Below are 21944 nucleotides of genomic sequence, written 5' to 3'. Positions count from 1 at the left end.
TCCAGTCCTCCACTCCAGTTCGCGAGGTCCCTCACCATGCCCAGCAACCCCACCAGCTCACCCGCCCGCGGCAGCCTCACCAAGGTCATCACCGAGGCCGGAAGGCTCACAGATCGTGATCATGCAGTGATCAACTTACTGGCTGACCACCGCGTCATGACCACTGATCAACTCGCCCGCGTCGAGTTCTCCAACGTGAGCATGCGATTCGCCCGCCGCCGACTCCAGCAACTCGCCGAGCGCGACGTTCTGGCCCGCTTCCGAACATTCCATCGGCCCGGCTCGCTGCCCTGGCGCTACTGCCTCGGCCCCGTCGGCGCCCTGCTGCACGCCGCGAGAACCGACACGACGTTCCCGCGCGCCAACGACATCGCGGCACGTGTCACCCGGCTGCAAAGCTCATCCAAACTCGACCACCGGCTCGGCGTGGCCGAGTTCTACTCACGTCTGCACGCCGGCGCCCGTCGCACCCCCGGCGCCGCGCTCACCGCCTGGTGGTCAGAAACCCGCGCCGCCACCGAGTGCGGACACCTCCTCCGGCCCGACGGATACCTCGAATGGGCACACCACCAGCCAAACGCGAAACCGGCCATCGTCGGCTGCTTCTACGAACACGACCGAGGCACCGAGGTGCTCGACACCCTCCTCGACAAGATCGACGCATACGCCCGGCTCACCGCCGCCGGCATCCGCAAACACGCCGTACGCACCGCCAACAGCATCAGCCGGCCAGTACTCGTCGAACTCCCATCCGTCGAACGCGAAACCAACTTCCACCAGGCCATTGACCGTCGTCACGGTTCCGTCGGTCCGAGTGGCGTCATGATGCTCACCACACACTCAGAGCTCGTGCGGGGCGACGTGGGACCGGCAGGGCCGATCTGGTGGCTTGCCGCAAGCAAGCAACGGTTGCAGCTCACCGACCTGATCAACAACGTCCGGCGAAGCGGTGTCCGATGACAGAGCGTGACACCGCTCAGCACCGCGTCCTTCAAGCTCGGCCCCTGGCGGAGCGGGCGGTCATCGGGCAGGGCCACTATCCGTCGAACACGAACACGGCCGAGGCATTGAGCTCCTCCCCTGGGCTGCCGCTGCCGCGGCTGTTTCGCCGCGCGACACGAAGCTCGGTCTACTACACCGTCACCACGATCGACGCGCGCGGGCGACTGGCGGACCGTTCAGCACTGCGAGTCCTGTGTTGGGAGCCGTGCCAGCGATACACACTGACGGTTTCCCATGACGCCGTCGTTGCCACCCGCGACGTCGACGGGCCAGCGGCGCTGACGCGACAAGGCCACCTGCGGCTGCCATCAACGCTGCGGCATCGATTCCGGCTCGTCGCCGGTGACCGACTACTCGTTGCCGGGTGCACAGAGCGACAGCTACTGGTGGCGGCTCCGACCGACGCCCTGGACGTCATGCTGCAGGTGCTCGTCGGCTCGGCGGAGGTGCCGCGATGACGACTGGCCCAGAGCTCGACGCCGCGCGCCTACTGTTGCGACGGCTCGGCGTCGAACCTGAACAGCTGCTCGACGCCGCGAGCCATCGAACTGTCCCGACCTTCGACGAATACATCCCGCAAGTCGCCGCCGCTGTCCCGGATGGGACCCGCAGGGTATACACGAGCTATTGGAATCGGGTCCAGCTGGTCTGGGGCAGCCGGGCGCTCGACGAGCCCACGCCGCTGGAAATCACTCAGCTCGCGGAGCATACGAAGACCGCCGGAGTCATGCGCCGGAACTCGCGCGGTGGCCGTTCGGCCGCGGAACATCTGATCGGTGCGCTGCGGTGCGTGTACCGGCACGCCGAGCACGATGGTTTCATCACCCGAGCGGCGAACCCCGCCTTGCGTGTGCCGAAACCGCGCAGGCTGACCAGTACACGCCGGGCGCTTCCCGACGGCGCGGTGGGCGAGATCAACGAGGTCGCCGCGCGCACCGGGAATGATCCCGAACTCGACACGTTGCTCCTGCGTCTGCACGAGGAAACAGCGGGTCGGCGGGGTGGCGCGATCGCGCTCGGTCAGCAAGATCTCGACTCGGCAAACTGTCTGCTGCGGCTGCGGGAGAAGGGCCAAACGGTTCGGTGGCAGCCCATCTCCCCCACCCTGACTCGCCATCTCGAAGCGCACACGCGGGAGCGCAATACTGGCAACCATTCTCGACTGCTGTGCTACCGCGACGGTCGGCCCCTCACCGCACGGCGCTATGACTACCTGTGGGCGCGCGTTGGTGAGCACCTTCCCTGGGTAGCCCGGCAACAGATCACCACGCACTGGCTACGGCATACGACACTCACCTGGGTTGAGCGTCGCTTCGGATACGCGGTCGCTCGCGCCTATGCCGGCCACAGCGGGCGCGGTGACGCCGGTGTCACGACGACGTACGTTCGTGCGGATCTCCACGAGGTCGCCGCCGCGCTGGCTGCCCTCACCGGTGAGCCTCACCCGCTGGCCAGCGAGCCACACGGCTTCGGTCAACCACGTACCGAGGAGAAGGCGCAGAGTCCCGCTCTCGTCCGGCTGTCATAGACGATCCCAGGACTGCGTCCGATGCCCATGCCTCCCGAGGTCCTGCTCGAGATGCGCATAATCGAGGGTGTCAGCCAGATCAGGAAGGCCACAACTCCCAGTTGCCACCGTCGCCACGCCGTACCTGGGCGGTCGGGTACTTGGCCTGAGCCTCAGCCAGCCGCGCCATCACGTCGTTGATCGGTCCTGGCTCGAGGACGGCCAGAGGCCGCGGTTTGGGTTGGGGCTTTCGTTTCGGCTTCGGCGGGGCTGGCGCGAAGATCGTCCGAAGCCGGGGCGGAAGCATCGCCACCCATTGCTCGCCATCAAAGTCAGGGAGAGCACCCTTGCCACCCCAGATGTGCGTGATCTGGTAGGCGGTGCTAGCCGCGCATCGATCCCACCAGCCCGGCATGAGGTTGCCAATGGTCTCGGCCCCAGATCCAGGAGGTGGCGGCTGTTGGAATAGCCGCAGGGATAGGTCGTATCCGTGCCATTCGCTGGGTGCCTGGCACTCCGAGCACATGGCGGCTGGCCCCGGCATAGGCATTTTGAACAGCGCATTGAATCGTCGTCGGTCCTCTCCTGCCCATGTGCGGAGCATACGGTGGCGCCAGTAGTTCATGTGGTCGCGAAGATTAGTCTCCCGGCGCTCCGCGGGCAGGTATCCGTCACGATCAATGATCTGTTCCGGGTCACCGAGCTGCTTCCGCAACTCGTCCGCGGCCGCCGGCTGTCGGTGACGCGCTGCAGGGCTGTCGCGCGCTGCGCCGGACTCGCGGGCGCCTCCAGAACGTGGGCGAAGAAGCTGATGTCGGATTCCGTTCGCAGCAGTCTCAGTCGCGCATTCTCGCGCTCTTTGTCGTAGGAGCGATTGACGAGCTCCGCCCGACGTTTCCTGTCTTGTTCCAGACGCCTACCAACCGCGTCGGCCTGGGCCTGCATGACGGCCTCGAGTTCCTCTTTGGTGTATTCGCCGTCGCCTGCTTCGTTCTCCCACTCATGCAGGATCGCCCACACGCGGCCATGCTCTTGCTCACTGCGGCCTTCCTCCCACCAGTTCCACTGACGCGACACGTCGTAGAACTCGCGCAGTTCCGTGAGTGCCTCGAGCAGCTGAGTGCCCGTCGACTTGCCCGTGGCCGATCGTGTCCACCTCACCCCGTTCGGCGCGGTGAACTGGATCGTGGCCTGTTCCGTCTTCGGCACAACGGACTCCTCTCGAATGTTCTGGCTGGAGCCTGGTCGCTCATCCAACACCCGCGACCGCGAACGGCGAAGGCTGGGCTGACACTCCCGTCGTTGCTTTCGCGCGGCCACACCGAGGGACACTCCCGCAAAGCCCGGGACCTTCTCGCTTCTCACCTTCGTCCGGGATCTCGTTGCTCGTCGGGGAGCCCTCGGCCATCAGGCGGTCAAGTGAGGTTCCGCCCGCGGCACGGGGCGGCGCCGGTGTGGGGTCTTCTCTCTCAACAGAGAGGTGTAGATCCCTATTTGGTGAGTTGGCCGTCTGGCCAGCGCAAAATAGCCTGATCCGCAATCGCAATAATACGATTCGATCGAATGCGGCGGAGGCGCTCCGACCATGAAATCGCTCTTGCCGAAGAACCCGAGCCGGCATCTAATACCCGCTGAGAAATGCGGAAAGGAACGGGTTCGCAACCGAATTCGTTGTGCTTCCGGTATTCGGTTCTACCGAGGTCTTTGCACGCTCGGCGTACGCACACAACGGCCTACTCCGCATCTCCGATCCCGCCGGCCGGGGTGACCACCATGGCGCGCGGAGCGCGCGATGGAGGCGAAGCGAGCGCCACCAACGATCCGGACTTCTCCCTGCCGGAGGCATCCGCGAGCGCCGGAGCGCGAGGGGCCACCGCGCGGAATCACGGGCGGCCAGCGCTGCAAGTGGTGGTGCTGCCCAGGCTGTGGGCACCCATGCATCATCACTTGGCGGTCACCGCGCTCACAAGCTTCGTGGGCAACATACAGCCGGACGCGGTCGCTTTCCTCAATCCGCCGGGCCCTGAGATCGGCGAGATGTGGCAGGCCTTCACCGGAGTGCTGGAAGGGTTCCGGGCGGTGTACGAAGGGCCCATTCTTACCCGCTTCAGCGACAACCAGCGGGTTCGTGCCGCCGACCTGGCCGCGTTGCGCGTGTCGGTCATCGCACCGCTCGCACCTATCGCGCCCGGCTGGCTCGCCGGACCAGACAATCCCATGCAGGCCGACGGTGGGGTGATCGGGTGCGCGCAACAGGCAGGCTCCAGCCTGGTGTGCGGCGGCACCGGCCGGCTGCGGATCACGGGCCGCGCCGCCCCCGCCAAGGGCGGCGGTTCGGACGTGTGGTTGGTGTTCGAGTGCGGCAGCCTCGCTGAAGACCGCCACACCGGCACCCTCGGTTTCGGCGTGCTGGAAGACAACGCGGGCGATATCAAGGCCTACCCCGTGCGGATCGACGCGGATGGGGCATTCACCCTGCACGGCATACGCCACAGCGCGCGATGACCGGCAGCGTCCGGCGCCGGTCATCCCGACGCGAGTCCGGCCATCCGATCATCTGCTCCACCGTCTCGGTCCACGCCGCAACCCCGCGCTTACGTCCACCGCGGGCGTCGCCTCCCCCGTACCGCGAAGCCGCACGCCGGCGGACGCGCACGTCGTGCGCTGGTGACGGGCCGTACCGCGTTCTCGCTCCTTCCAACGCGACGATCGCGCTCGGCACTTGGCACATTTGTGTCGTGCAGTGCCACGGTTCAGTGTCGAGCGCCACTGGGAAACCGGTGCGCGCGGATGCGACGTGCGCGTGTTGGAAGACGGGTTTGATCCCGTCCTCGAGCAACAGCCCGGTCGGCGCGCAGGTTCTGGCTGTCAGTTGGCTATGGGCGCGTTGGGCGTCAGGCCCCAGAACAGTTGGGTGCCGAGCAGGCCGATGAGGTGGATGAGGACCATGTTCAGCATCATCGACTTGGCCGTGTTGCGACCGACTCCGACGGACCCGCCGTGGGCGGTGAAGCCGAAATAGCAGCCGACGAGCACGATCACCGTGCCCATCGCGAGGGCCTTGAGCTGCGCATACAGGAAATCGAGCGGGTTTTGGTACAGCCAGAACATGTAGAAATAGCCACCTACCGAAACGCTCTGCAGCACCACGACGGTGATCAGGTACTCGCCGACGAACATCACTGCCACACCCACGGTGAACAGGAACGGAATCGCCAACCACGCCGCGACCACCCGAGTCCCGACCAGATATGCGCGGGACCGGATGCCCATCACCTCCAGCGCATCGATCTCCTCCGCGATGCGCATCGACCCGAGCTCGGCAACCAAGCCACAGCCGACCTTGGCGGCGAAGATGTAGCCCCACATGTACGGCGCCAACTCCCGCAGTCCGCACCACGCGTTGAAGGCTCCCGCGTACAGCGGAGCACCGATCTGGCGCAGGGTGTAGGCCCCCTCGGTACCGCACATGGTGCCGATCACGCCCTGCATCACCCAAATGATCAGGCCGCTGCTGAGGATCAGGATCGCTGCCTGATGCACCACGTCTCGGCCGTACTGGCGCACATCGGGAAGCTCCCGCAACACCTTGACACAGAACACGGCCAGCTCACCGAGACCCGTGAGGGACTCGAGCGGGTTGCGGCCGACTCGACGGCGAATATGCGTCGGTGGTGTTGTGGTCATCCCGGCCTACCGGTAGACGCTGATCGACGGGTTGAGCCCGAGCAGGATGGAGGTGAAGAAGTAGTTGCACACGTAGATCGCCGCGAACGCGATCACCACGGACTGGTTGACCGCACGGCCGACGCCGATCGGGCCACCGCCGGCGCGATACCCTTTGTAACAGCACACCACCGCGATGATCAGACCGAACATGAATGTCTTTGCGACACTGCCTGCCACGTCGGGTGTCGTGGCGTTGGCCCAGAAGTTGGCCAGGAAGGTGTCGGAGTCCGCGCCCATCTGCAGGGCGGCCAGCCAGCCGCCGAAGACGCCGAAGACCAGGGCGACCATGTCCATCAACCCGGTCATGAGCGTGACTGCCACGACGCGCGGAAGGATGATCTCCCTTATTGGGTCGACACCGAGAACCTCCATGGCATCGAACTCCTCGCGGATGCGTCGTGCCCCGAGATCCGCGGTGATCGCGGTGCCCACCACCCCGGCGACCACCATTGCGTTGATCCACGGGGCGAACTCGCGGACGCTGGCCATGATGAAGAAGGAACCGAGCCGCTCCGGTGTGCCGAGCAGGAGGAAGAAGTTGCCGGCCTGCAGCCCGGGCGCGCCGAACCCGAATGCCACCGTGGAGATCACCATCGGCAACCAACAGGTTCGGAGGATGTTGACCATCTGCTCGCAGGACTCGGACCAGTAGCCGAGCGGCCGGCGCACGGCGCTTGCGACCACTTCCACGAGCAGCATCAGCATCTCGCCGGCCTGGCGCAGGGAGCCGAGAAGCCATTGGTGCCCGGTAAGTAAGCGCAGCGTCCGCTGTGCCCAGCCAGGCCAGGCCGGTACCTCGATCATGGGCTACTGCTGCCTTTCGAACTTGCGGCCGCACTGCCGCTCCGAACAGCCAGACGAACCCGGGGCACCGGGGGTGAGCCTCGTTCCGGCATCGTTGTGCCGTGGTCGGAGAATGGGCCGTGGTGGGGCCCACGGCCCATTGCGCTCCGATTGGTCGGGAGTGTCAGTGGCCGGTGTATTTCGGGTAGCCGCTGGTGTTCTCGATCCAGTCGCGGCGCTTGTCGAGTGGTACTTCCAGGAATGTCGTCATCGATGTCAGGGCGTCGTCCGAAAGCATTGCCTCCAACCAGGCAAGGTTCTCGGCTTCGAATCCGTGCTGGATCCCGGAGTCGTTGCCCAGGTTGATTGCGCGTTTGGCGTTCGCCACACCCGTCGCGGGAAATGTGACGATCTCGTCGGCGATCTCCCGCGCCCGAGCCCTGGCGTCGGGCACAACCTCGCTGACGAGGCCGAGCTCGAGGGCTACCTCCGGCCGCACCACGCGGCCGCGCAGGATGAACTCGGTAGCCGCGCCCTGCCCGATGAGCCGTGCCAACCGCTGGGTTCCCCCGGCGCCCGGGATGATTCCGAGGCGCACCTCAGGGTGCCCGTAGCGGTAGTCGCCTTCTTCCCCGATGCGGATGTCACAGGCCATGACCAGCTCGAGCCCGCCGCCCATGGTGTCCCCATTGAGCGCGGCGATGACCACGCCGGGCAGCGCGGCGAGCTTGTCGAGGAGAGCTTTGTACTGGCGGACCGCCCCGGCTGAATAGCGGGCGGTTTGCGGTGTGCTGATCATGGCGTGGAGCTGCTCCACGCTGAAATGGGTCATGAACCCGATCTCGTCCGGTTCGGACTGCAGGATGATCACCCGGTATCGCGGGTCCTGCCACTCGACGACGAGCTGCTCGAGTTCCGCAAGCGCGTCCAGGTTGAGATAGTTGAGCGGGTCCGACGAGTAGGTGGCGGTCAGCACCCCATTCTCAAACTCCGTGCGGAACAGGGGTTTCGGCTCCGAAGCCATATTCGTTTCCTTTCCGATTGCTCCGGACCCAAACGGTAGGCACGTTGGGGCTTTACCTGATAGGACACACGCGACTGACCGAAGGATCCGCCCGCCATCCGTACCCGGCCCCGCGTCAGATGTCGCGGATTGCCGGGATCACCTCGTCGCCGATGCGCCTGGTCGAGTCCAGGATCAGTTGGTGCTCGCCGACGATGTGGCGCACGAGCACGAAGTCGAACCCGAGGTGGCGGTAGAACCGGAGTCGTTCGATGACCGTGGCGGCGCTGCCGACCAGCATGGTCTCCCGTGCCTGGCCGAACCCCCGGTAACCGGCCGTGAGGATCGGCTCGACCGCCGCCCACGCCTCGTCGTCGGTGCCCGCGACGAAGATGTCGCGGCGCAGTACCGGGTTGGGAGCGCGCCCGGAAGCGGCGCAGGCGCGGCGGTACAACGCGAGCTGCTCGACCAATTCGTCCGGGGGGCTGCCGGGCGAGGCTTCCCAGCCGTCGGCGAGCCGACCGGCGCGTTCCACGGCCGCGCCTCGGGTCGCGGCGAGCCAGATCGGCGTGGGCACCCGAGGGACCGGGTTGATCCGGACCTGGGAGAGCGTGTGAAAACCGTCGTGACTGACCTGCTCGCCGGCCAGCAGCCCGCGGATCAGCTGGATCTGCTCCTCAGTTCGGCGCCCTCGGCTCCCCTTCGGAATCCCGAACGCGGCGAACTGGCTGCTCACGTCGCCATTGCCGAGAATCAGGGTGAGCGGCTCTGGGGCGAATGCGGCGAGCGTGCCCACCTGCTCGGCGGCGATCACCGGATGGTGGAACGGGGCGAGGTAGAACAGTCCCACCGGCATCTCGCCGGTCGCGGCCAGCAGCCGGGCGAGAGTCGGGGTGGGGGCAAAAGCATTGGCGTGTGGGACCGCGTGGCTGTCGCCGATCATGAAAAAGTCGAAACCGGCCTGCCTCGTCGTTGCCGCAAGCTCCAGGAGCTGAGCGGCCTGGACGCGGGCGTCGTGCACGCCCAGCGGGATGTCGCCGAACTCCCCGCGCGGGATGATCACCTCCCGGTAGATCCGCAACGAGTGGTCGCCGTTGGCATAGAGAAAGCGCGGGGACGCTCCGATACGCATGCACCCACTGTAGGTCCGATAGTGAAACTCAGCATTAAGATCTATGGATTCAGGCCAACGGTCTCGCACTGATCGTCGTCCTGGGGAAGCCGTCGGCGATGGCCGCCTCGGCGAGGTTCCGCGAGCGCACGCCGATTCCTCTCGGGGGTGACGTGGGGCGCCACGGTCCTGGGGCCGTGGCAGACCCGTACCAACACGCGGCGCGATCGTTCTATGAGGTGCTGACGTGCGTTCGTAGCTTGGGAGGTGTCGCTGTCCAGAGGAATCGGAAGATCCCCATCAGAGGCCGCGTCCACGAACCAGCGATCAGGAGGCCCAGCGATGCCGTACTGGGAAATCTTTGCCCCGGAGAACGCATTCACTCTGGAGGACAGGGAACAGCTGTCCGAGGCGATCACCTCGATCTACGTGGACTACGTCAGCCTGCCCAAGTTCTACGTCGTCGTCCTGTTCAAGGACATGCCGGCAAACTCCATGTATGTCGGCGGCAAGCCGGCCAACAACTTCGTGCGGATCGTCGTGGATCACATCGCCCGGCAGATGGACAACGCCGATATTCGGGGACTGTGCATGGCGGCCATCGAGGAGACGCTCGCGCCGTTCGTGAAGGACCGCGGCTACGACTGGGAGGTCCACATCGACGAGACCCCCATTGACCTGTGGCGCACCCAGGGCCTGGTTCCGCCTCCCCCCTATTCCGAGGCCGAGAAGCTCTGGGCCAAGGAGAACCGGGCCATCCCTTACCAACTGGCCCAGAGCTGACCCCCGGCCGAGGACCCGGCGCCAGTCAGGCACCGTCAGCTCACCGTGCCCCGGGACCTCTTCCGTTTCCGGACCGCCACCCGTCCACGGGTTCCCGCCATCACACCGAAGCACCATCCGCGATAGGTGACCTCGCCATGAATTTCGCGTCGCTGCCCGACCGTCGCGCCGAATCCACTCCGGATGGGCCCGCGCTTTCCGATGGGCGCCAGTCGCTCACCAACGCCGAACTGCTGCGCCGCGTCCTCGCGGCGGCTCGTCGCCTTCAGCAGCTCGGGATCGGTTCGGGCGATGTCGTGGCCCTCAAACTGACGAACCGCATCGAATTCGTGCTGCTGTTATTCGCGGCCTGGCGGCTGGGCGCCACCATCACCCCGGTCAACCCGAGCATGACCGACAGCGAGGTCGAACGACAGCTCCACGACTCGGGCGCACGGCTGCTGGTGGTTGAGGACGGCGCGACCGCTGCAGCTGTCGCCACGCTCACCGTCGACGACCTTGACGGACGGGTGATGGGGCCGGATCCGGCGCCGCATGTGGACTCGTCCGCGCTGGCTCTCTTGATCTACACCAGCGGGACGACGGGGGTCCCGAAGGGGGTGATGCTCGACCACTCCAACCTCGACGCAATGGCGGGGATGCTGGGTCAGGCACTCGAGTTGGCGCCCGCGGACCGGTGCCTGCTGATTCTGCCGCTGTTCCACGTCAACGGGATCCTCATCAGTGTCCTGACGCCGCTGCTCGCCGGTGCCAGTGTCTTCGTGGCCGACCGGTTCAGTCCGGAGACCTTCTTCGACGTCGTCGAGCACGCGCGTCCCACCTACTTCAGCGCCGTGCCCACCATCTACAGCATGCTCGCGGCGCTGCCGGCCGACCTTCGACCCGACACGTCGTCCTTGCGGTACGGGGTCTGCGGTGCGGCACCCGCTTCGGCCGAGTTGCTGACTCGGTTCGAGGCCAGGTACGGGTTCCCGCTCATCGAGGGCTACGGGCTGTCCGAAGGAACGTGCGCCTCCACCGTCAACCCCCTTGCTGGTCCACGACGCGCCGCAACCGTGGGGCTTCCCCTTCCGGGTCAGCAGGTCCGGATCGTCGACGAGCGCGGTGCCGAGCTGGCGCCCGGGATCGATGGCGAGGTGATCGTGCGTGGCCCCAATGTCATGCGTGGCTATCTCGGTCGGCCGGAAGAGACGGCGAAGTCGATCGTGGATGGCTGGTTGCGCACGGGCGACGTCGGCCATCTCGATGAGGAGGGCTACCTGACCCTGGTCGGTCGATCCAAAGACATGATCATCCGCGGTGGGGAGAACATCTACCCCAAGGAGATCGAGGACGTCCTGACCTCTGACCCATCAGTGCTCGAGGCAGCCGTCATCGGTGTACCCGATGACAAATGGGGAGAGCTGGTCGTCGCCTACGTCCAACCGCGACCAGGTGCGAGCGTCGACCCCGAAGCGTTGACCGCGCTGACCGCGCGGCACCTCAGCGGCTACAAGCGACCGACCTCGTTCGTCGTTGTCGACGTCATCCCCAAGAACGCGGTCGGCAAGATCGACAAGGTCGCGGTACGGGCCATGCACGCCGCAGCCTCCCGCTCGTGACCGCCGAAAGGCTGCCAGGCGAATGGTTTGGGGCGCGAATGTCCAGGCGCACAGGCGAGGGCAAATTCAACCTGAGCAAATCCGCTCTGGAAGGACACTCCCGAAGCGAAGAATCACCATGACGACGTGGCCGACTTCGACGAGTACGTGGCATATCTCGGCCGCGCGGCCGAGGAGATTCCGGCACACGGCGGCCGGCCGTTGCTCAAGCCTTGAGCCGCCTCAGCACGGTTCGGCCGGTCGGAGTTCAGTCGACGACCCGGTTCGCGGCGGGATCGAGGCTGGGGGTGCCCCGTGCCACTTCTAGCAGCCGGTCGGTGGAGGTGATCTTGACGCGCGGGCGCAGCGCCGAGGCGCCGAGGCCGCGTTCGTGGGCGTCGATCGTCGCCCATCCCTGGAGCCCGATCGCTTCGACGCCGCGCCTCGCGACCAATCCGGCGAAGTGACCTGTCGGCTCGGACAGACGACCGGACCGGGCGTCGTCGAGTAGGGACTCGATGGTCTCGGCCGAATCATGCTTGTTCGTACCGATCACGCCGGTGGGTCCCCGTTTGATCCATCCGGTGACGTAGACACCGGGCTCAACGCGTCCGGCGTGGTTGGGGATGACGCCGCTGTCGCCGTCGAATGGCAGCCCGGCGATCGGTCGGCCTCGGTACCCGATCGAGCGCAGCACCAGCGAGGTGTCGAAGTGGTCGATTCTGTCGGTGGGAACGGGCCGGCCGCGGCGCAGCGCGTTGCGGCGGACCCGGATCCCGCGCACCCGCGTGTCGCCGACGATCTCGGCGGGTGAGCTGAGGAACCGGAAGACGATTCTCCGTCTGCCCTCCCGCGACGGGCGCGCGGCGACTTCGCGCAGCAGCGCGAGCTTGAGTCGGTCGCCGTAATGCTGGGGCGTCGGCACCTTATCGAGGTCCGCGTCGACGATGATGTCGATGTCCCGCAGCTGGGTCAGGGCAAGCAGCTCAGGGCTGGAGAACGCGGCCGATTCGGGTCCCCGGCGGGCCAGGAGCACGACTTCCCGGACCGCGCTTCGTTCGAGGACGTGGAGTGCGTGGTCGGCGATATCGGTGGCGCGCAAGGTGTCGATGGGCATGGTCAGGACGCGGGCGATGTCCACCGCGACATTGCCGCTTCCGACGATCACAACACGCGGCGAGGACAGGTCGAACGACATCCGGGAGAAGTCCGGGTGGCCGTTGTACCAGGCGACGAATTCGGTAGCCGCGGCCGAACCTGGCAGGTCCTCACCGGGCATGCCGAGGCTCCTGCTGCCCGATGCGCCCACGGCGTAGACAACCGCGTGGTGGTGATCCAGCACCTCTTCGTGAGTGACGTTGTGCCTGATGCCGGCACCGACCTCGACGTTGAAGTAGCACCGTACCCTGGGGTCGTTGAGCAGCCGGCCGAACCCGACCGCCACCTTCTTCGTCTTCTGATGGTCGGGGGCCACGCCGGCGCGGACCAGCCCGAACGGGGTCGGTAGGCGGTCGAGCACGGTCACCGATTCCACCACCTCCGGTCCCTGACCGAGGAGGTGACCGACCGCGTACATCCCGGCCGGTCCGGATCCGACAACGGCGATCCGCAGGCTGCTCATCGGGCGGCGAAGTAGTCGGCGTTGATTTTCAGATACGGACGCATCGACTCCGGCAACTCCGCCGCCGGGTAGATGGCATCCACTGGGCATACCGACAGGCAGGCATCGCAGTCGATGCAGGTGTCCGGATCGATGTACAGCTGCTCGGCCGTCGCGTATTCCGGAGACCACGGTGTCGGATGGATGGAGTCGGCCGGGCACAGCTCGACGCATTCCGCGTCGTTGCAGCAGCTCTGGGTGATCACGTAGGCCATCGGGGAACTTCCTTCTCTGTCGTCCCGGGCGCGGAACGCAGGGCAGTAGGTGCCCGGTCTTGATCATGACCGGCCGACGGAGCGCGGCGATCTTGTCGATGCTGGCGATCCACTGCAGCCACTCGTCGGGGCTGGAGACGGGCGTGGGTGATGTAGATCGTGGTCAGTGCCCGCCCGGAGGCGTCGATGCGGCGGGCGATCTCGTCGACGTCGCCGGGCATGTAGGGCGCGCCGACCAGCATGGTCTCGGTGTGCCCGGCGAGGATCGTCGAGGTGGTCGGCGAGAACCAGCCGCCTCCGGCGACTTCGCGTTGCGGGCTGGTGTAGACATCGAGGGCCAGGTCGGTCATGGGTTTCCCTGAGGGTGATGTTGTTCGGGATCGGCACCCGGAGAGTTACGCCGGTGCCGTCGCGCCGAGCGGCCGAACGTCAACCTGCACCCCGTTGAAGGCGGCGGTGCCGGAGAGCGGATCGACTCCAAGGGGACCGGTAATGGCGTTGAGATTCGCACCTGGATGTTTCTCCGCGACGCGCAGCCGCAACCCAGGACCGTCATGGCCCCACCCGTGGGGCAGGCTCACGACGCCGCGGCGGACAGCGTCGCTCACCTCCACCGTCGCCTCGATTGTGCCGGTGGCGGAGGAGATCTCACACCGAGCGCCGTCGACCAGCCCACGCGCCGCAGCGTCGTCGGGATGCAGCAACAGCGTGCACCGTTCCTTGCCACGCATCAAAGCCGGAATGTTGTGCAGCATGGTGTTCATCGAACGGGTCTGCCGGCGGCTGATGATCACGAGTTCGTGGTCGTCGCCCAGTCCGTCGCGCACCCTTGCCAAATCGGCGACCAGTGGGTCCGGTGCGAGCTCGACGCGGCCCGACGGTGTCCGGAGGTTGTCCGGGAGGCGCGGTTGGAGCGGACCGAGGTCGATGCCGTGGGGATGGCGTTTGAGGTCCGCGAGGGTCAGGCCGCCGGGCCGGGCGCCGAAGTGGTCGCCGTACGGGCCGGCGCGCAGCAGCAGATCGAGACCGCGTTGCGGTCCACGCTCGCTGCCGAGCGCCGCGAGCACGTCCTGCGGATCCAGGTGTGCGAGCACGCTTCCCGGTTCCTCGACGACGTCGTGCACGAGCGCGGACAGAATGATGTCGTCGACCACGCCGCGATCCATGTCTCCGAACCCACCGAGCACCCCGACGAGCTCCATCAGGATCTGGTGTTCGGTGTAGGCGCCGTCAGGTAGCGGCAGCACGGGTTCGGTGTATCGCGTGTGGTTGTGGCTGATGAGCTGCTCGTAGAAGAGGTCGTAGTAGTCGCGGTGGAGGGGGGAGGGCGGCGGCAGGATGATGTCGGCGTGGCGCGTCGTCTCGTTGATGTACGGGTCGACGGAGATGAGCAGTTCGACGCGACGTAGGGCGTCTTCGAAGCGCGCGCTGTCGGGCGCGGTTCGGGCGCCGTTGCTGGCGATGGTGATCAGGGCGCGGATCGGTGACTGGTCGGCGAGGATTTCGTCGGCCAGCGCGGCGAGGGGTAGTTCTCCCAGGACCTCGGGGTGTCCGCCGACGCGGGTGTGCCAACGGCCGGTCGGGAAGGGATACCCGTGCGCGGCGTCGCCTCGGGTGTTGTGCGTAGCGGCCGCCGCCAGCGGAAACAGCACCCCGCCGGGCCGGTCCAGGTTGCCGGTGACCGCGGCGATGACCCACATCAACCAAATATTGAGGCTTCCGAACTGTTGCACCATTGCGCCGCAGCGTCCGTAGATCGCCGCCGACGGCGCCGCGGCGATCTCCCGGGCCAGCTCACGGATCACCGGCGGTTCGATACCGCAGCGTCCCGCGACGGCCTCGGGCGTGAACGGCGAAACCGCCGTGCGCAGCGCGTCAACGCCGGCGACGTGCTGCTCGAGGCGGTTGAGCCGGTCGAGCCCCTCGGCAAAGATGACGTTGACAACGGCTGCGAGCAGCGCCGCGTCGCCACCGGGTCGTACCGCCAGGTGCTGGTCGGCCAGCTCGGCGGTGGCGGTGCGCACCGGGTCGATGACGATGATCCGGCCGCCACGTTCCCTGATCGCCTTCAGCCGTCCGCGCGGAGCGGAGATCCCGGTGGCATTCGAGACCAGCGGGTTGACGCCGATGAGGACCAGCAGGTCGCATCGGTCTACATCGGGTGCCGCCATCGACCAGGACGCGGTGTCGCGCGCGCCGAACATGAGCCCGGCCGCGGTCATCATCGGCATGTGGTCCACGGTTGCGGCGGTGTAGACCTGCCTCGCGCCGGACAGCCGCAGGGCCGTCTTCCCGTAGACAAAGGAACCGTAGTCGTGTGCGAGAGGGGTCCCCAAGTGCCAGGCCACCGCATCGGGACCGCCCTCGGCGATCGGCCCCAGCCGTTCTCGGAGGAAGCGGAACGCGCCATCCCACGTGGTCTCGACCAGCTCTCCGTCACGTCGGACGAGTGGGGCGCGCAGGCGGTCGGGGTCGTGGTGCAGGCCCTGCAACGCCGTGCCCTTGGGGCAGATGTACCCGCGGGTAGGCGGATGCTCCGTATCGCCACGGACGCTCACGACGTTGCCGTCCTCGATCTTGATCTTCAGGCCGCAGGCCACCTCACAGATGGGGCACGTGGTCAGGTGCTCGCTCATGCTTCCTTCCAGAACAGTCGACCGATCGCGGCGAGCGCCGGGATCGCCACGCGTCGTTGCAGCGCGGCCGGCAGGCCGGGAGCCAGGACGTCGGCCCCGGTCTCGTGCACGATCCTCATCATCAACGGCAGCGGTGGCTGGCCATTGCGGGTGAGCTGCCCGCGCCGGGTGGCGCGCCCTACCCGGAGGCCGAACTCGATCCATTCCGCGCCGGCGGGTGACAGCAGCGAGGTGATGGTCGCCGGTCCGGCCTTCGTCGCCCATGGGTCGGTATGCACGGTTCCGGCGGGAACCACGACGACGTCGCCAGCACGCGCGGTACGCACCCGCCCGCCCAGTACATAACGGACCACGCCGTCCCGAATGAAGTGCACCTCGTCGGTGTGTGCGTGCGAGTGCGGCACGAGGAACCCGGCGCCCGCCTGGAATGTTCGATCGAGGCAGCTCCACCACTTTCCGTCCAGCCAGACGGTGCTGCGCAGGGCCACCTCGGCGCGCCCATCGGCCGAGCGGTACCGCCCGACGACGGGCGGCGGCTGCGGTGCCGACAACGGGTCGGTCGGCGCCTCGACGATCATCGGGTGTCCCCTGTCTTTCCTCGGGTCATGTCATCCGCGTCTGGGTGTGGCAGCGGTCCACCCCTGACCGTAGGAATTCGCCATCGCGCCCAGGTAGCACGAATGCGCCTGGTTCCAGTACGGAAGCGCCACCGGAAATCCGACCATCCCCATGCCGGGTCTGACCCCGTGCGGATCGGTCGTCAGTCGAGGCTGAGGATGGCATCGACCAGTAGGTCCGGCTGCTGCTCCTGCAGGAAGTGACCGGCGTCGGGGACCGTCAGATGGTCTCGCCCCCGCGCGCCCGGGATGCCGGCCTGGAGCATCCGCTCGAACGCTCGCGTGATGTCCTCGTGTTCGGCGAAGGCGGTGAGGAACGGTTTCTCGAAGGCCGTCAGCCCGGCCCAGGCGCGGCGCAGCATCGAGGCGGGCGGGTCGGTGCCGTCGAGCGGTACGAGCCACGGGAACTGCCGGGCTCCGGCGAAGTGCCGCTCGGACGGGAAGGGAGCGTCGTAGGCGGCCGCGTCCTCCTCGGTGAGGACGTGCGCGGTTTGGTTGAGGGCGCTGTCGGGGCTGCCGACGGCCCACGAGGCGGTCAGGCCGGGCGACTCGGACTGCTCCCGCCAGCGCAGGAACGCGCTCGCGGCGGGCGCGAACTGCTCCGGGGTGAACGTGGCCATGACGTCCGGGGCGGCCAGGCCGGTGTTGGCGGCGACCACCCCCGCGAACCGGTCGGGTGTGAGCCCCACGTGCACGAGGAAGACGAACCCGCCCCAGTCCTGGCCGAACAGGGTGATGTCCGCGAGATGGAGCTGGTCCAGCCAGTCACCGGTCCAGGCGACGTGGGCCGGGTAGGTGTACGCGGCCCGGTCGACCGGTTTGTCGGAGCGGCCGAACCCGATCAGGTCGGGCACCAGAACACGTCGGCCGGATGCCACCAAGCCGGGAATCATCTTGCGGTAGAGGTAACCCCAGGTCGGCTCGCCGTGAGCGAGCACCACGACCGGGCCGTCTGGCGGCCCCTCGTCGACGTAGTGCATGCGCAGGCCCTCACCGACCGTGGCGTACCGCGGCTCGTACGGCCAACTGGAGAGGCGGTCAAAGCGCTCGTCGGGCGTTCGCTCGATATCCATGCGACCCATGTCAGAACTCCGAAGAGGCTGTCGCCAGTGTGCGGATGCGCGGGTGGTTCTCCAGCGCCCACCGCACGGTCTTGGGCGGGCGCCCGAGCAGGGTTTCCAGCTGGTTGGTGACGCCGCGGTACCCACCGCCGGCGACCAGTCGGGTCAGGGTTTTCAGGTGCTCCGCGGTGTGCGGAAGCTCGGCCAGGGCGCTGTCCACGTAGCTCTCGTTCCAGGACTCGACCTCTTCGGGAACGTAGACGACCCGGCGTCCCAGCGCGGCCCCGTAGTCCTCCGCGAACCCGTGCATGTCCTTCAGCTCCGGACCGTTGAGCGCATACGACTTCGAGATGTGCGGCGCCGGGTCCGTCAGGATCTTCACGCACACCTCCGCCACGTCGTAACCGGCGATGGGCGCGAGCCGCCGGTCACCGAAGGGCAGCCGCAGTTCACCGTTGCTCAGCGGGCCCAACGTCATCCAGGTCAGCAGCGGGTTCTCGACGAACATGGCCGCCTGCACGTTGACGGTCGGGATGCCGGACCAGTCCAGCACCTGCTCGGCGATCCAGTGGGCTCGCTGCTGCGGCGACCACTGCGTGACGAGTCCGCCCAGCCACGACCGCCGTTCCTGCTCTGGTGCGGTCATCTTCTCGAACGTCATGAACGACTGTTCGTACTCGGAGATGTTGACGAAGGCCTCGATGTCGCCCTGGGCCCGCGCCGCCGCGGCCATCAGGGTGACCGCATCGGTGTAGTACGGCGAGAGGCTCATGCTGAAGTAGATGCGTCGGCAGCCCGTCAGCGCGGCGGTCACGTCGGCGATGTTGAGCAGGTCACCGACGAATACCTCGGCCCCGGCCTGGCGCAGCGAGTGCGCACGTTCGTCGTCCCGACGCACGAACGCGCGCACCGGGTGGCCTTGTTCGAGCAGCATCTCGACCATCGTTTGGCTCACACCACCGACTTCGCCGGCGGCTCCGGTGATCAGGATGGGATTGCGTTCTGACATCTATGTGTCCTCTGCTGGTTGGGGTGGGGTTCGGGGATCTTCGATACGGTTCCTATTACCGCTCACCCCTTTTACAACATGCCCTTCCTCATATCCGCACTACCCTTGAGGATCGGAGAGTCGCTGCGCCAGTTCTCCGGTTGGACCCTCTCCCACAGACTTCCCTTGCCGAGGTCTTTTCCTAGCTGGTCTTCTCGCCTGAACCACTGCTCAGCACTTCGGATCCTGTTGGGGTGAATTTCGTCGAGCAGAGCGTAATCCCTGGTGATGATTCCATGCTTCCACATATTCCAGAAGCCCGTGAAATTGTCCCGGAAGCTCATGGTGCTTTTGTCGTGAGGGTCGGCGTTGTATCCGGCAGGGAGATCAGCAACCCCCTTCAGCGGGCCGTTCCAATATGTGTCCAGATCAGTGTCGATGTATTGCGCCGGATGCCCGGTGACCTTCTCGAAGGCCGCGGCCATATCGGCATACGTCATGTGTTCGATAGCGACTTCGAGATCCATGCCATTTGCCCGCTCTGGATGGTCGAAGAGCCAGCGAACGTAGAATCCGCAATCCTCGAGGGAAACGTGGGGAACGGCTCCGTCGCCGAGAGGGACTCGCCAGGTCACGACGCCGTCCTCGATGCCGGGTGTCATGGGCGTGCCCGGTGAGATCACCATCTCGATGTAGGGGCCCGAGGTGAAGACCGCCGCCCCCATCCGGTCCCGGTTCTTTTCGTTTTGGAACAACACCCATTCGGCCATACGGCCTTTGCCGTCGTAATGGCCGGTGCGGAACCTGGAGTCGTAGCCGGACTTTTTGAGGACGTAGTCGAGGTTTCCGTAGACGAAGAACTTGACCCCTTCTTCGATCGCTATCTCATAGCCGCGGATGGCCCAGTAGGTCTCGGTTTTCTCGCCGGTGTTGAATCCGTCGATGTTGATGAAAGTTCCGTCACAGCCGCGAAATCCTTCCCGCAGCACGTCTTCGTCGGCGAATGACCCTTCGAGGAGGGAGACATTCCCGAGCGCGAGGAGGGCCTGGGCTCGCGGGGAGGTGGTATCGCGGGTGAGGACTCGAACGGAATACTTCTTGTCGGCGACCAGAGCGCGGATGATAGGCATCCCTTGAGCCCCGGTGCCACCGATGACGAAGATGGTGGAGGTGGTGTGAGAAGACATGGCTTTTGACTCCAGAGGTTGAGTGGGCACGCAAATCAGCACGCGATGGGCGCGGTGTGTTCGAGACTGGTCTCCGCGGTGCCGTCGATGCGGGTGAGGAAGTCGAGGAGTGCGGCGTTGACCTCGGCGGGACGCTCCTGCTGCGTCCAATGCCCGCAACCGGGCAGCACCACCGGGCCGTGCAGTTGGGGAGCGACAGCGCTCAGCGGGTTGCCCAACCCGGCCCGGCCGCGCAACATGTCGCTGAGCGAGGGGCCCCCGTCCGGGCCACGCAGTGAGGTGACCATGTCGCGGTCTCCCACCACGTACAGCGCGGGGACGTCGATCCCGCGTCCCCGGAACGGCGCGAGCAGTTCGTTGTTGCGTTCGATGTTCCGGTACCAGTTGAAGGCTCCGGTGAAGGCCTGCTCGCCGTGCCGGGCGAAGTCCCCGGCGTACACCTGGATGTCCGCCTCGGTCAGCCAGGCCGGCAGGGCGGGCGACTCCGGCATGGTGTCCAGCAGGCCGAGACCGTCGGGTATGACCAACGGACGGGGCTCCCTGCCGAGCGGGTTGTCGCCGGAGGCGCCGACCAGGATCCGGCGGAAGGACTCCGGGATGTCCTTGGCGAGCTCCGCGTCGGCGACTCCCGGCCGCTGGAAGTAGATCTGGTAGAAGCCCTCGCCGTACTGGGTGCGGGTGATCGAGGGCGGGACCATCCCGCCGGGCAGAATCGGCGGAATGCTGAGCCCGGCCACCGCGCGGACCTTGTCCGGGCGCAGCATCGCCGCGATCCAGGCAACGGGTGCGCCCCAGTCGTGACCGACGACAATGGCCTGCTCCTCCCCCAGCTCCTCGATCAGGGCGATCACGTCGCCGACGAGGTGCGGCAGGGTGTACGACGAGACGTCCGCCGGCTGCTCGCTGCGGGCGTAGCCGCGCTGGTCAGGGGCGACGACCCGGTACCCGGCCGCCGCCAGCGCCCCGAACTGGTGGCGCCAGGAGTACCAGCTCTCCGGCCAGCCGTGCAGCAGCAGGACCAGCGGCCCCTGCCCCTGCTCGGCGATATGCAGCCTGACCCCGTTCACCTCGACGAAGCGGTGGGTGAGCGACCTGTCCACAGGGACCTCCATGAAATGGGTGAGTGCGTGCCGCTACGTCAACCGCGACCGGGCAGGCGTCAGCCGGCCAGCTGGTTGAGCTTGCGGATCTGCTGGTCGAAGACCCGGGCAGGTGCGATACGGCGCAGGAGGCTTGCGCGTCCAGCCGTGGGACCCGCGGTGTAGCGCAGCTTCGGCTTCGGGTCGGTCGCTGCCGCGACGATCACCTCGGCGACAATCGCCGGGTCGTCGCCGTCCCTGATCGCGGACTCCATCATGCGGTCGAAGGCGCGCCGCTGGTCGGCATAGACCTGCAGGGGTGTGTCGGGCCGCGAGCTGTTGGCCTCGAATCCAGTGTTGGTGTAGGCGGGTTCGACGAGAAGTGCCCGGACACCGTGCACGCGAACCTCGTGGTCCAGCGACTCCGAGTACCCCTCGATCGCGTGTTTCGAGGCGGCGTATACAGCCATGTACGGCGACGGGAGAAAGCCGACCACGGAGGAGATGTTGATGATGCGTCCACGTCCCTGGGCGCGCATGTGCGGCAGCACAGCGGTTGTCATGCGCATCACGCCGAAGACGTTGACGTTGAAGATGTCCTGGGCCTGCGCGAGGGAGCTCTCCTCGGCGGCCCCGATCGCGCCCATACCGGCGTTGTTGACCAGGACGTCGATCCGCCCCAACCGGCCGATCACATCGCGGACAGCAGTGGCGACCGACGCGTCACTTGCCACGTCGAGGTCGAGGAGCGTCACGCCGTCGAGCGGGTCGGCACGTGAGGTGTCACGGCTTGTGCCGACCACCTCGAAACCCGCTTCGGCCAGCGCGAGCGCGGACGCCTTCCCGATCCCCGATGACGCACCCGTCACGAGTGCCACCGGCCGAAGCGTCGTCATCATAGACTCCTTTGTGAGAAACCGATCGGTTTCCACCACTGTAAACCGATCGGTTTCCCTGCGCAAGCTCATGCACGGAGCTCATCGCGGAGCCATGTCACGCGCGG

The 21944-nt window shown here is 66.7% G+C and carries 21 protein-coding genes; 6 read left to right on the top strand and 15 right to left on the bottom strand.

Annotated features, from left to right (window positions below):
- The first annotated feature begins 36 nt into the window (after positions 1–36).
- From ABEB12_RS31430 to ABEB12_RS31420, 3 genes are read left to right on the top strand one after another with little or no spacing between them, the layout of a single operon-like run.
- On the top strand, positions 37–960 hold the full coding sequence (locus ABEB12_RS31430) for a replication-relaxation family protein (protein ID WP_185061463.1): 924 nt from the start codon (positions 37–39) through the stop codon (positions 958–960).
- The gene (locus ABEB12_RS31425) at positions 957–1460 is read left to right on the top strand and encodes a hypothetical protein (protein WP_185061462.1); all 504 of its coding nucleotides are present in this window, start codon (positions 957–959) and stop codon (positions 1458–1460) included. Before ABEB12_RS31430 ends, ABEB12_RS31425 begins: the two co-directional genes overlap by 4 nt.
- On the top strand, positions 1457–2530 hold the full coding sequence (locus ABEB12_RS31420; protein ID WP_185061461.1) for a tyrosine-type recombinase/integrase: 1074 nt from the start codon (positions 1457–1459) through the stop codon (positions 2528–2530). The genes ABEB12_RS31425 and ABEB12_RS31420 overlap by 4 nt, the downstream gene beginning before the upstream one ends.
- 600 nt (positions 2531–3130) lie before the next feature.
- Here the strand turns inward: ABEB12_RS31420 and ABEB12_RS31415 are convergent.
- On the bottom strand, positions 3131–3718 hold the full coding sequence (locus tag ABEB12_RS31415; RefSeq protein ID WP_185061460.1) for a hypothetical protein: 588 nt from the start codon (positions 3716–3718) through the stop codon (positions 3131–3133).
- Between the two features lie 564 nt (positions 3719–4282).
- On the opposite strand from ABEB12_RS31415, the gene ABEB12_RS31410 reads away from it, so the two are divergent.
- A complete protein-coding gene (locus ABEB12_RS31410) occupies positions 4283–5014 on the top strand; it encodes a hypothetical protein (RefSeq protein ID WP_185061459.1) in 732 nt (243 codons plus the stop codon).
- A gap of 363 nt (positions 5015–5377) precedes the next feature.
- On the opposite strand, the gene ABEB12_RS31405 is transcribed toward ABEB12_RS31410, so the two are convergent.
- The 4 genes from ABEB12_RS31405 to ABEB12_RS31390 form a co-directional block, all read right to left on the bottom strand.
- Complete coding sequence (locus ABEB12_RS31405; RefSeq protein WP_185061458.1) at positions 5378–6196, bottom strand: ABC transporter permease; 819 nt, start codon at positions 6194–6196, stop codon at positions 5378–5380.
- A 6-nt stretch (positions 6197–6202) separates the two neighbouring features.
- On the bottom strand, positions 6203–7042 hold the full coding sequence (locus tag ABEB12_RS31400; RefSeq protein ID WP_345703302.1) for an MlaE family ABC transporter permease: 840 nt from the start codon (positions 7040–7042) through the stop codon (positions 6203–6205).
- 163 nt (positions 7043–7205) lie between these two features.
- Entirely contained in the window at positions 7206–8045 is an 840-nt protein-coding gene (locus ABEB12_RS31395; RefSeq protein WP_185061457.1) for an enoyl-CoA hydratase-related protein, read from the bottom strand.
- Positions 8046–8160: 115 nt separating this feature from the next.
- On the bottom strand, positions 8161–9156 hold the full coding sequence (locus ABEB12_RS31390; protein ID WP_185061456.1) for an LLM class flavin-dependent oxidoreductase: 996 nt from the start codon (positions 9154–9156) through the stop codon (positions 8161–8163).
- A gap of 321 nt (positions 9157–9477) precedes the next feature.
- Between ABEB12_RS31390 and ABEB12_RS31385 the strand changes: the two genes are divergently transcribed.
- Entirely contained in the window at positions 9478–9918 is a 441-nt protein-coding gene (locus tag ABEB12_RS31385; protein ID WP_185061455.1) for a tautomerase family protein, read from the top strand.
- A gap of 137 nt (positions 9919–10055) precedes the next feature.
- Entirely contained in the window at positions 10056–11519 is a 1464-nt protein-coding gene (locus ABEB12_RS31380) for an AMP-binding protein (protein ID WP_185061454.1), read from the top strand.
- Positions 11520–11766: 247 nt separating this feature from the next.
- Here ABEB12_RS31380 and ABEB12_RS31375 read toward each other — a convergent pair whose 3' ends face one another.
- The 10 genes from ABEB12_RS31375 to ABEB12_RS31330 form a co-directional block, all read right to left on the bottom strand.
- Complete coding sequence (locus ABEB12_RS31375) at positions 11767–13119, bottom strand: FAD-dependent oxidoreductase (protein WP_345703301.1); 1353 nt, start codon at positions 13117–13119, stop codon at positions 11767–11769.
- On the bottom strand, positions 13116–13373 hold the full coding sequence (locus tag ABEB12_RS31370) for an indolepyruvate ferredoxin oxidoreductase subunit alpha (protein ID WP_345703300.1): 258 nt from the start codon (positions 13371–13373) through the stop codon (positions 13116–13118). Before ABEB12_RS31370 ends, ABEB12_RS31375 begins: the two co-directional genes overlap by 4 nt.
- Positions 13361–13723, bottom strand: a complete 363-nt coding sequence (locus ABEB12_RS31365) for an MBL fold metallo-hydrolase (RefSeq protein ID WP_185061453.1) — start codon at positions 13721–13723, stop codon at positions 13361–13363. Before ABEB12_RS31365 ends, ABEB12_RS31370 begins: the two co-directional genes overlap by 13 nt.
- A 45-nt stretch (positions 13724–13768) precedes the next feature.
- Positions 13769–16009: a molybdopterin-dependent oxidoreductase gene (locus ABEB12_RS31360; RefSeq protein ID WP_185061452.1), complete on the bottom strand. Its 2241-nt coding sequence runs from the start codon at positions 16007–16009 to the stop codon at positions 13769–13771.
- Positions 16006–16587, bottom strand: coding sequence for a cupin domain-containing protein (locus tag ABEB12_RS31355; RefSeq protein WP_185061451.1), 582 nt, complete (start codon positions 16585–16587; stop codon positions 16006–16008). Before ABEB12_RS31355 ends, ABEB12_RS31360 begins: the two co-directional genes overlap by 4 nt.
- A 182-nt stretch (positions 16588–16769) precedes the next feature.
- Positions 16770–17699 (bottom strand): haloalkane dehalogenase, encoded by a 930-nt coding sequence (locus ABEB12_RS31350; protein WP_185061450.1) that lies wholly within the window; start codon positions 17697–17699, stop codon positions 16770–16772.
- Positions 17700–17709: 10 nt separating this feature from the next.
- Positions 17710–18696 carry an NAD(P)H-binding protein gene (locus ABEB12_RS31345; RefSeq protein WP_185061449.1) on the bottom strand — a complete coding sequence of 329 codons (987 nt, stop codon included), beginning with the start codon at positions 18694–18696 and terminating at the stop codon, positions 17710–17712.
- A 71-nt stretch (positions 18697–18767) separates the two neighbouring features.
- A complete protein-coding gene (locus tag ABEB12_RS31340) occupies positions 18768–19862 on the bottom strand; it encodes an NmrA family NAD(P)-binding protein (protein ID WP_185061448.1) in 1095 nt (364 codons plus the stop codon).
- Positions 19863–19897: 35 nt separating this feature from the next.
- A complete protein-coding gene (locus ABEB12_RS31335; RefSeq protein WP_345703299.1) occupies positions 19898–20962 on the bottom strand; it encodes an alpha/beta fold hydrolase in 1065 nt (354 codons plus the stop codon).
- 59 nt (positions 20963–21021) lie between these two features.
- On the bottom strand, positions 21022–21837 hold the full coding sequence (locus tag ABEB12_RS31330) for an oxidoreductase (RefSeq protein ID WP_221498139.1): 816 nt from the start codon (positions 21835–21837) through the stop codon (positions 21022–21024).
- Between the last annotated feature and the right edge of the window lie 107 nt (positions 21838–21944).

Origin of the sequence: Actinospineispora eucalypti, assembly GCF_039543365.1 — a bacterium.
Taxonomy (GTDB): Bacteria; Actinomycetota; Actinomycetes; order Mycobacteriales; family Pseudonocardiaceae; genus Pseudonocardia; species Pseudonocardia eucalypti.
Note: the sequence above shows the minus strand (reverse complement) of the source record. Positions and strands in the feature narration are given on the sequence as shown.

What these genes read in the sequence shown, in the direction of transcription:
- ABEB12_RS31430 (WP_185061463.1), top strand. Translation starts at nt 37, where the DNA reads ATGCCCAGCAACCCCACCAGCTCACCCGCCCGCGGCAGCCTCACCAAG.
- ABEB12_RS31425 (WP_185061462.1), top strand. Translation starts at nt 957, where the DNA reads ATGACAGAGCGTGACACCGCTCAGCACCGCGTCCTTCAAGCTCGGCCC.
- ABEB12_RS31420 (WP_185061461.1), top strand. Translation starts at nt 1,457, where the DNA reads ATGACGACTGGCCCAGAGCTCGACGCCGCGCGCCTACTGTTGCGACGG.
- ABEB12_RS31410 (WP_185061459.1), top strand. Translation starts at nt 4,283, where the DNA reads ATGGCGCGCGGAGCGCGCGATGGAGGCGAAGCGAGCGCCACCAACGAT.
- ABEB12_RS31405 (WP_185061458.1), bottom strand. Translation starts at nt 6,196, where the DNA reads ATGACCACAACACCACCGACGCATATTCGCCGTCGAGTCGGCCGCAAC.
- ABEB12_RS31400 (WP_345703302.1), bottom strand. Translation starts at nt 7,042, where the DNA reads ATGATCGAGGTACCGGCCTGGCCTGGCTGGGCACAGCGGACGCTGCGC.
- ABEB12_RS31395 (WP_185061457.1), bottom strand. Translation starts at nt 8,045, where the DNA reads ATGGCTTCGGAGCCGAAACCCCTGTTCCGCACGGAGTTTGAGAATGGG.
- ABEB12_RS31390 (WP_185061456.1), bottom strand. Translation starts at nt 9,156, where the DNA reads ATGCGTATCGGAGCGTCCCCGCGCTTTCTCTATGCCAACGGCGACCAC.
- ABEB12_RS31385 (WP_185061455.1), top strand. Translation starts at nt 9,478, where the DNA reads ATGCCGTACTGGGAAATCTTTGCCCCGGAGAACGCATTCACTCTGGAG.
- ABEB12_RS31380 (WP_185061454.1), top strand. Translation starts at nt 10,056, where the DNA reads ATGAATTTCGCGTCGCTGCCCGACCGTCGCGCCGAATCCACTCCGGAT.
- ABEB12_RS31375 (WP_345703301.1), bottom strand. Translation starts at nt 13,119, where the DNA reads ATGAGCAGCCTGCGGATCGCCGTTGTCGGATCCGGACCGGCCGGGATG.
- ABEB12_RS31370 (WP_345703300.1), bottom strand. Translation starts at nt 13,373, where the DNA reads ATGGCCTACGTGATCACCCAGAGCTGCTGCAACGACGCGGAATGCGTC.
- ABEB12_RS31365 (WP_185061453.1), bottom strand. Translation starts at nt 13,723, where the DNA reads ATGACCGACCTGGCCCTCGATGTCTACACCAGCCCGCAACGCGAAGTC.
- ABEB12_RS31360 (WP_185061452.1), bottom strand. Translation starts at nt 16,009, where the DNA reads ATGAGCGAGCACCTGACCACGTGCCCCATCTGTGAGGTGGCCTGCGGC.
- ABEB12_RS31355 (WP_185061451.1), bottom strand. Translation starts at nt 16,587, where the DNA reads ATGATCGTCGAGGCGCCGACCGACCCGTTGTCGGCACCGCAGCCGCCG.
- ABEB12_RS31350 (WP_185061450.1), bottom strand. Translation starts at nt 17,699, where the DNA reads ATGGATATCGAGCGAACGCCCGACGAGCGCTTTGACCGCCTCTCCAGT.
- ABEB12_RS31345 (WP_185061449.1), bottom strand. Translation starts at nt 18,696, where the DNA reads ATGTCAGAACGCAATCCCATCCTGATCACCGGAGCCGCCGGCGAAGTC.
- ABEB12_RS31340 (WP_185061448.1), bottom strand. Translation starts at nt 19,862, where the DNA reads ATGTCTTCTCACACCACCTCCACCATCTTCGTCATCGGTGGCACCGGG.
- ABEB12_RS31330 (WP_221498139.1), bottom strand. Translation starts at nt 21,837, where the DNA reads ATGACGACGCTTCGGCCGGTGGCACTCGTGACGGGTGCGTCATCGGGG.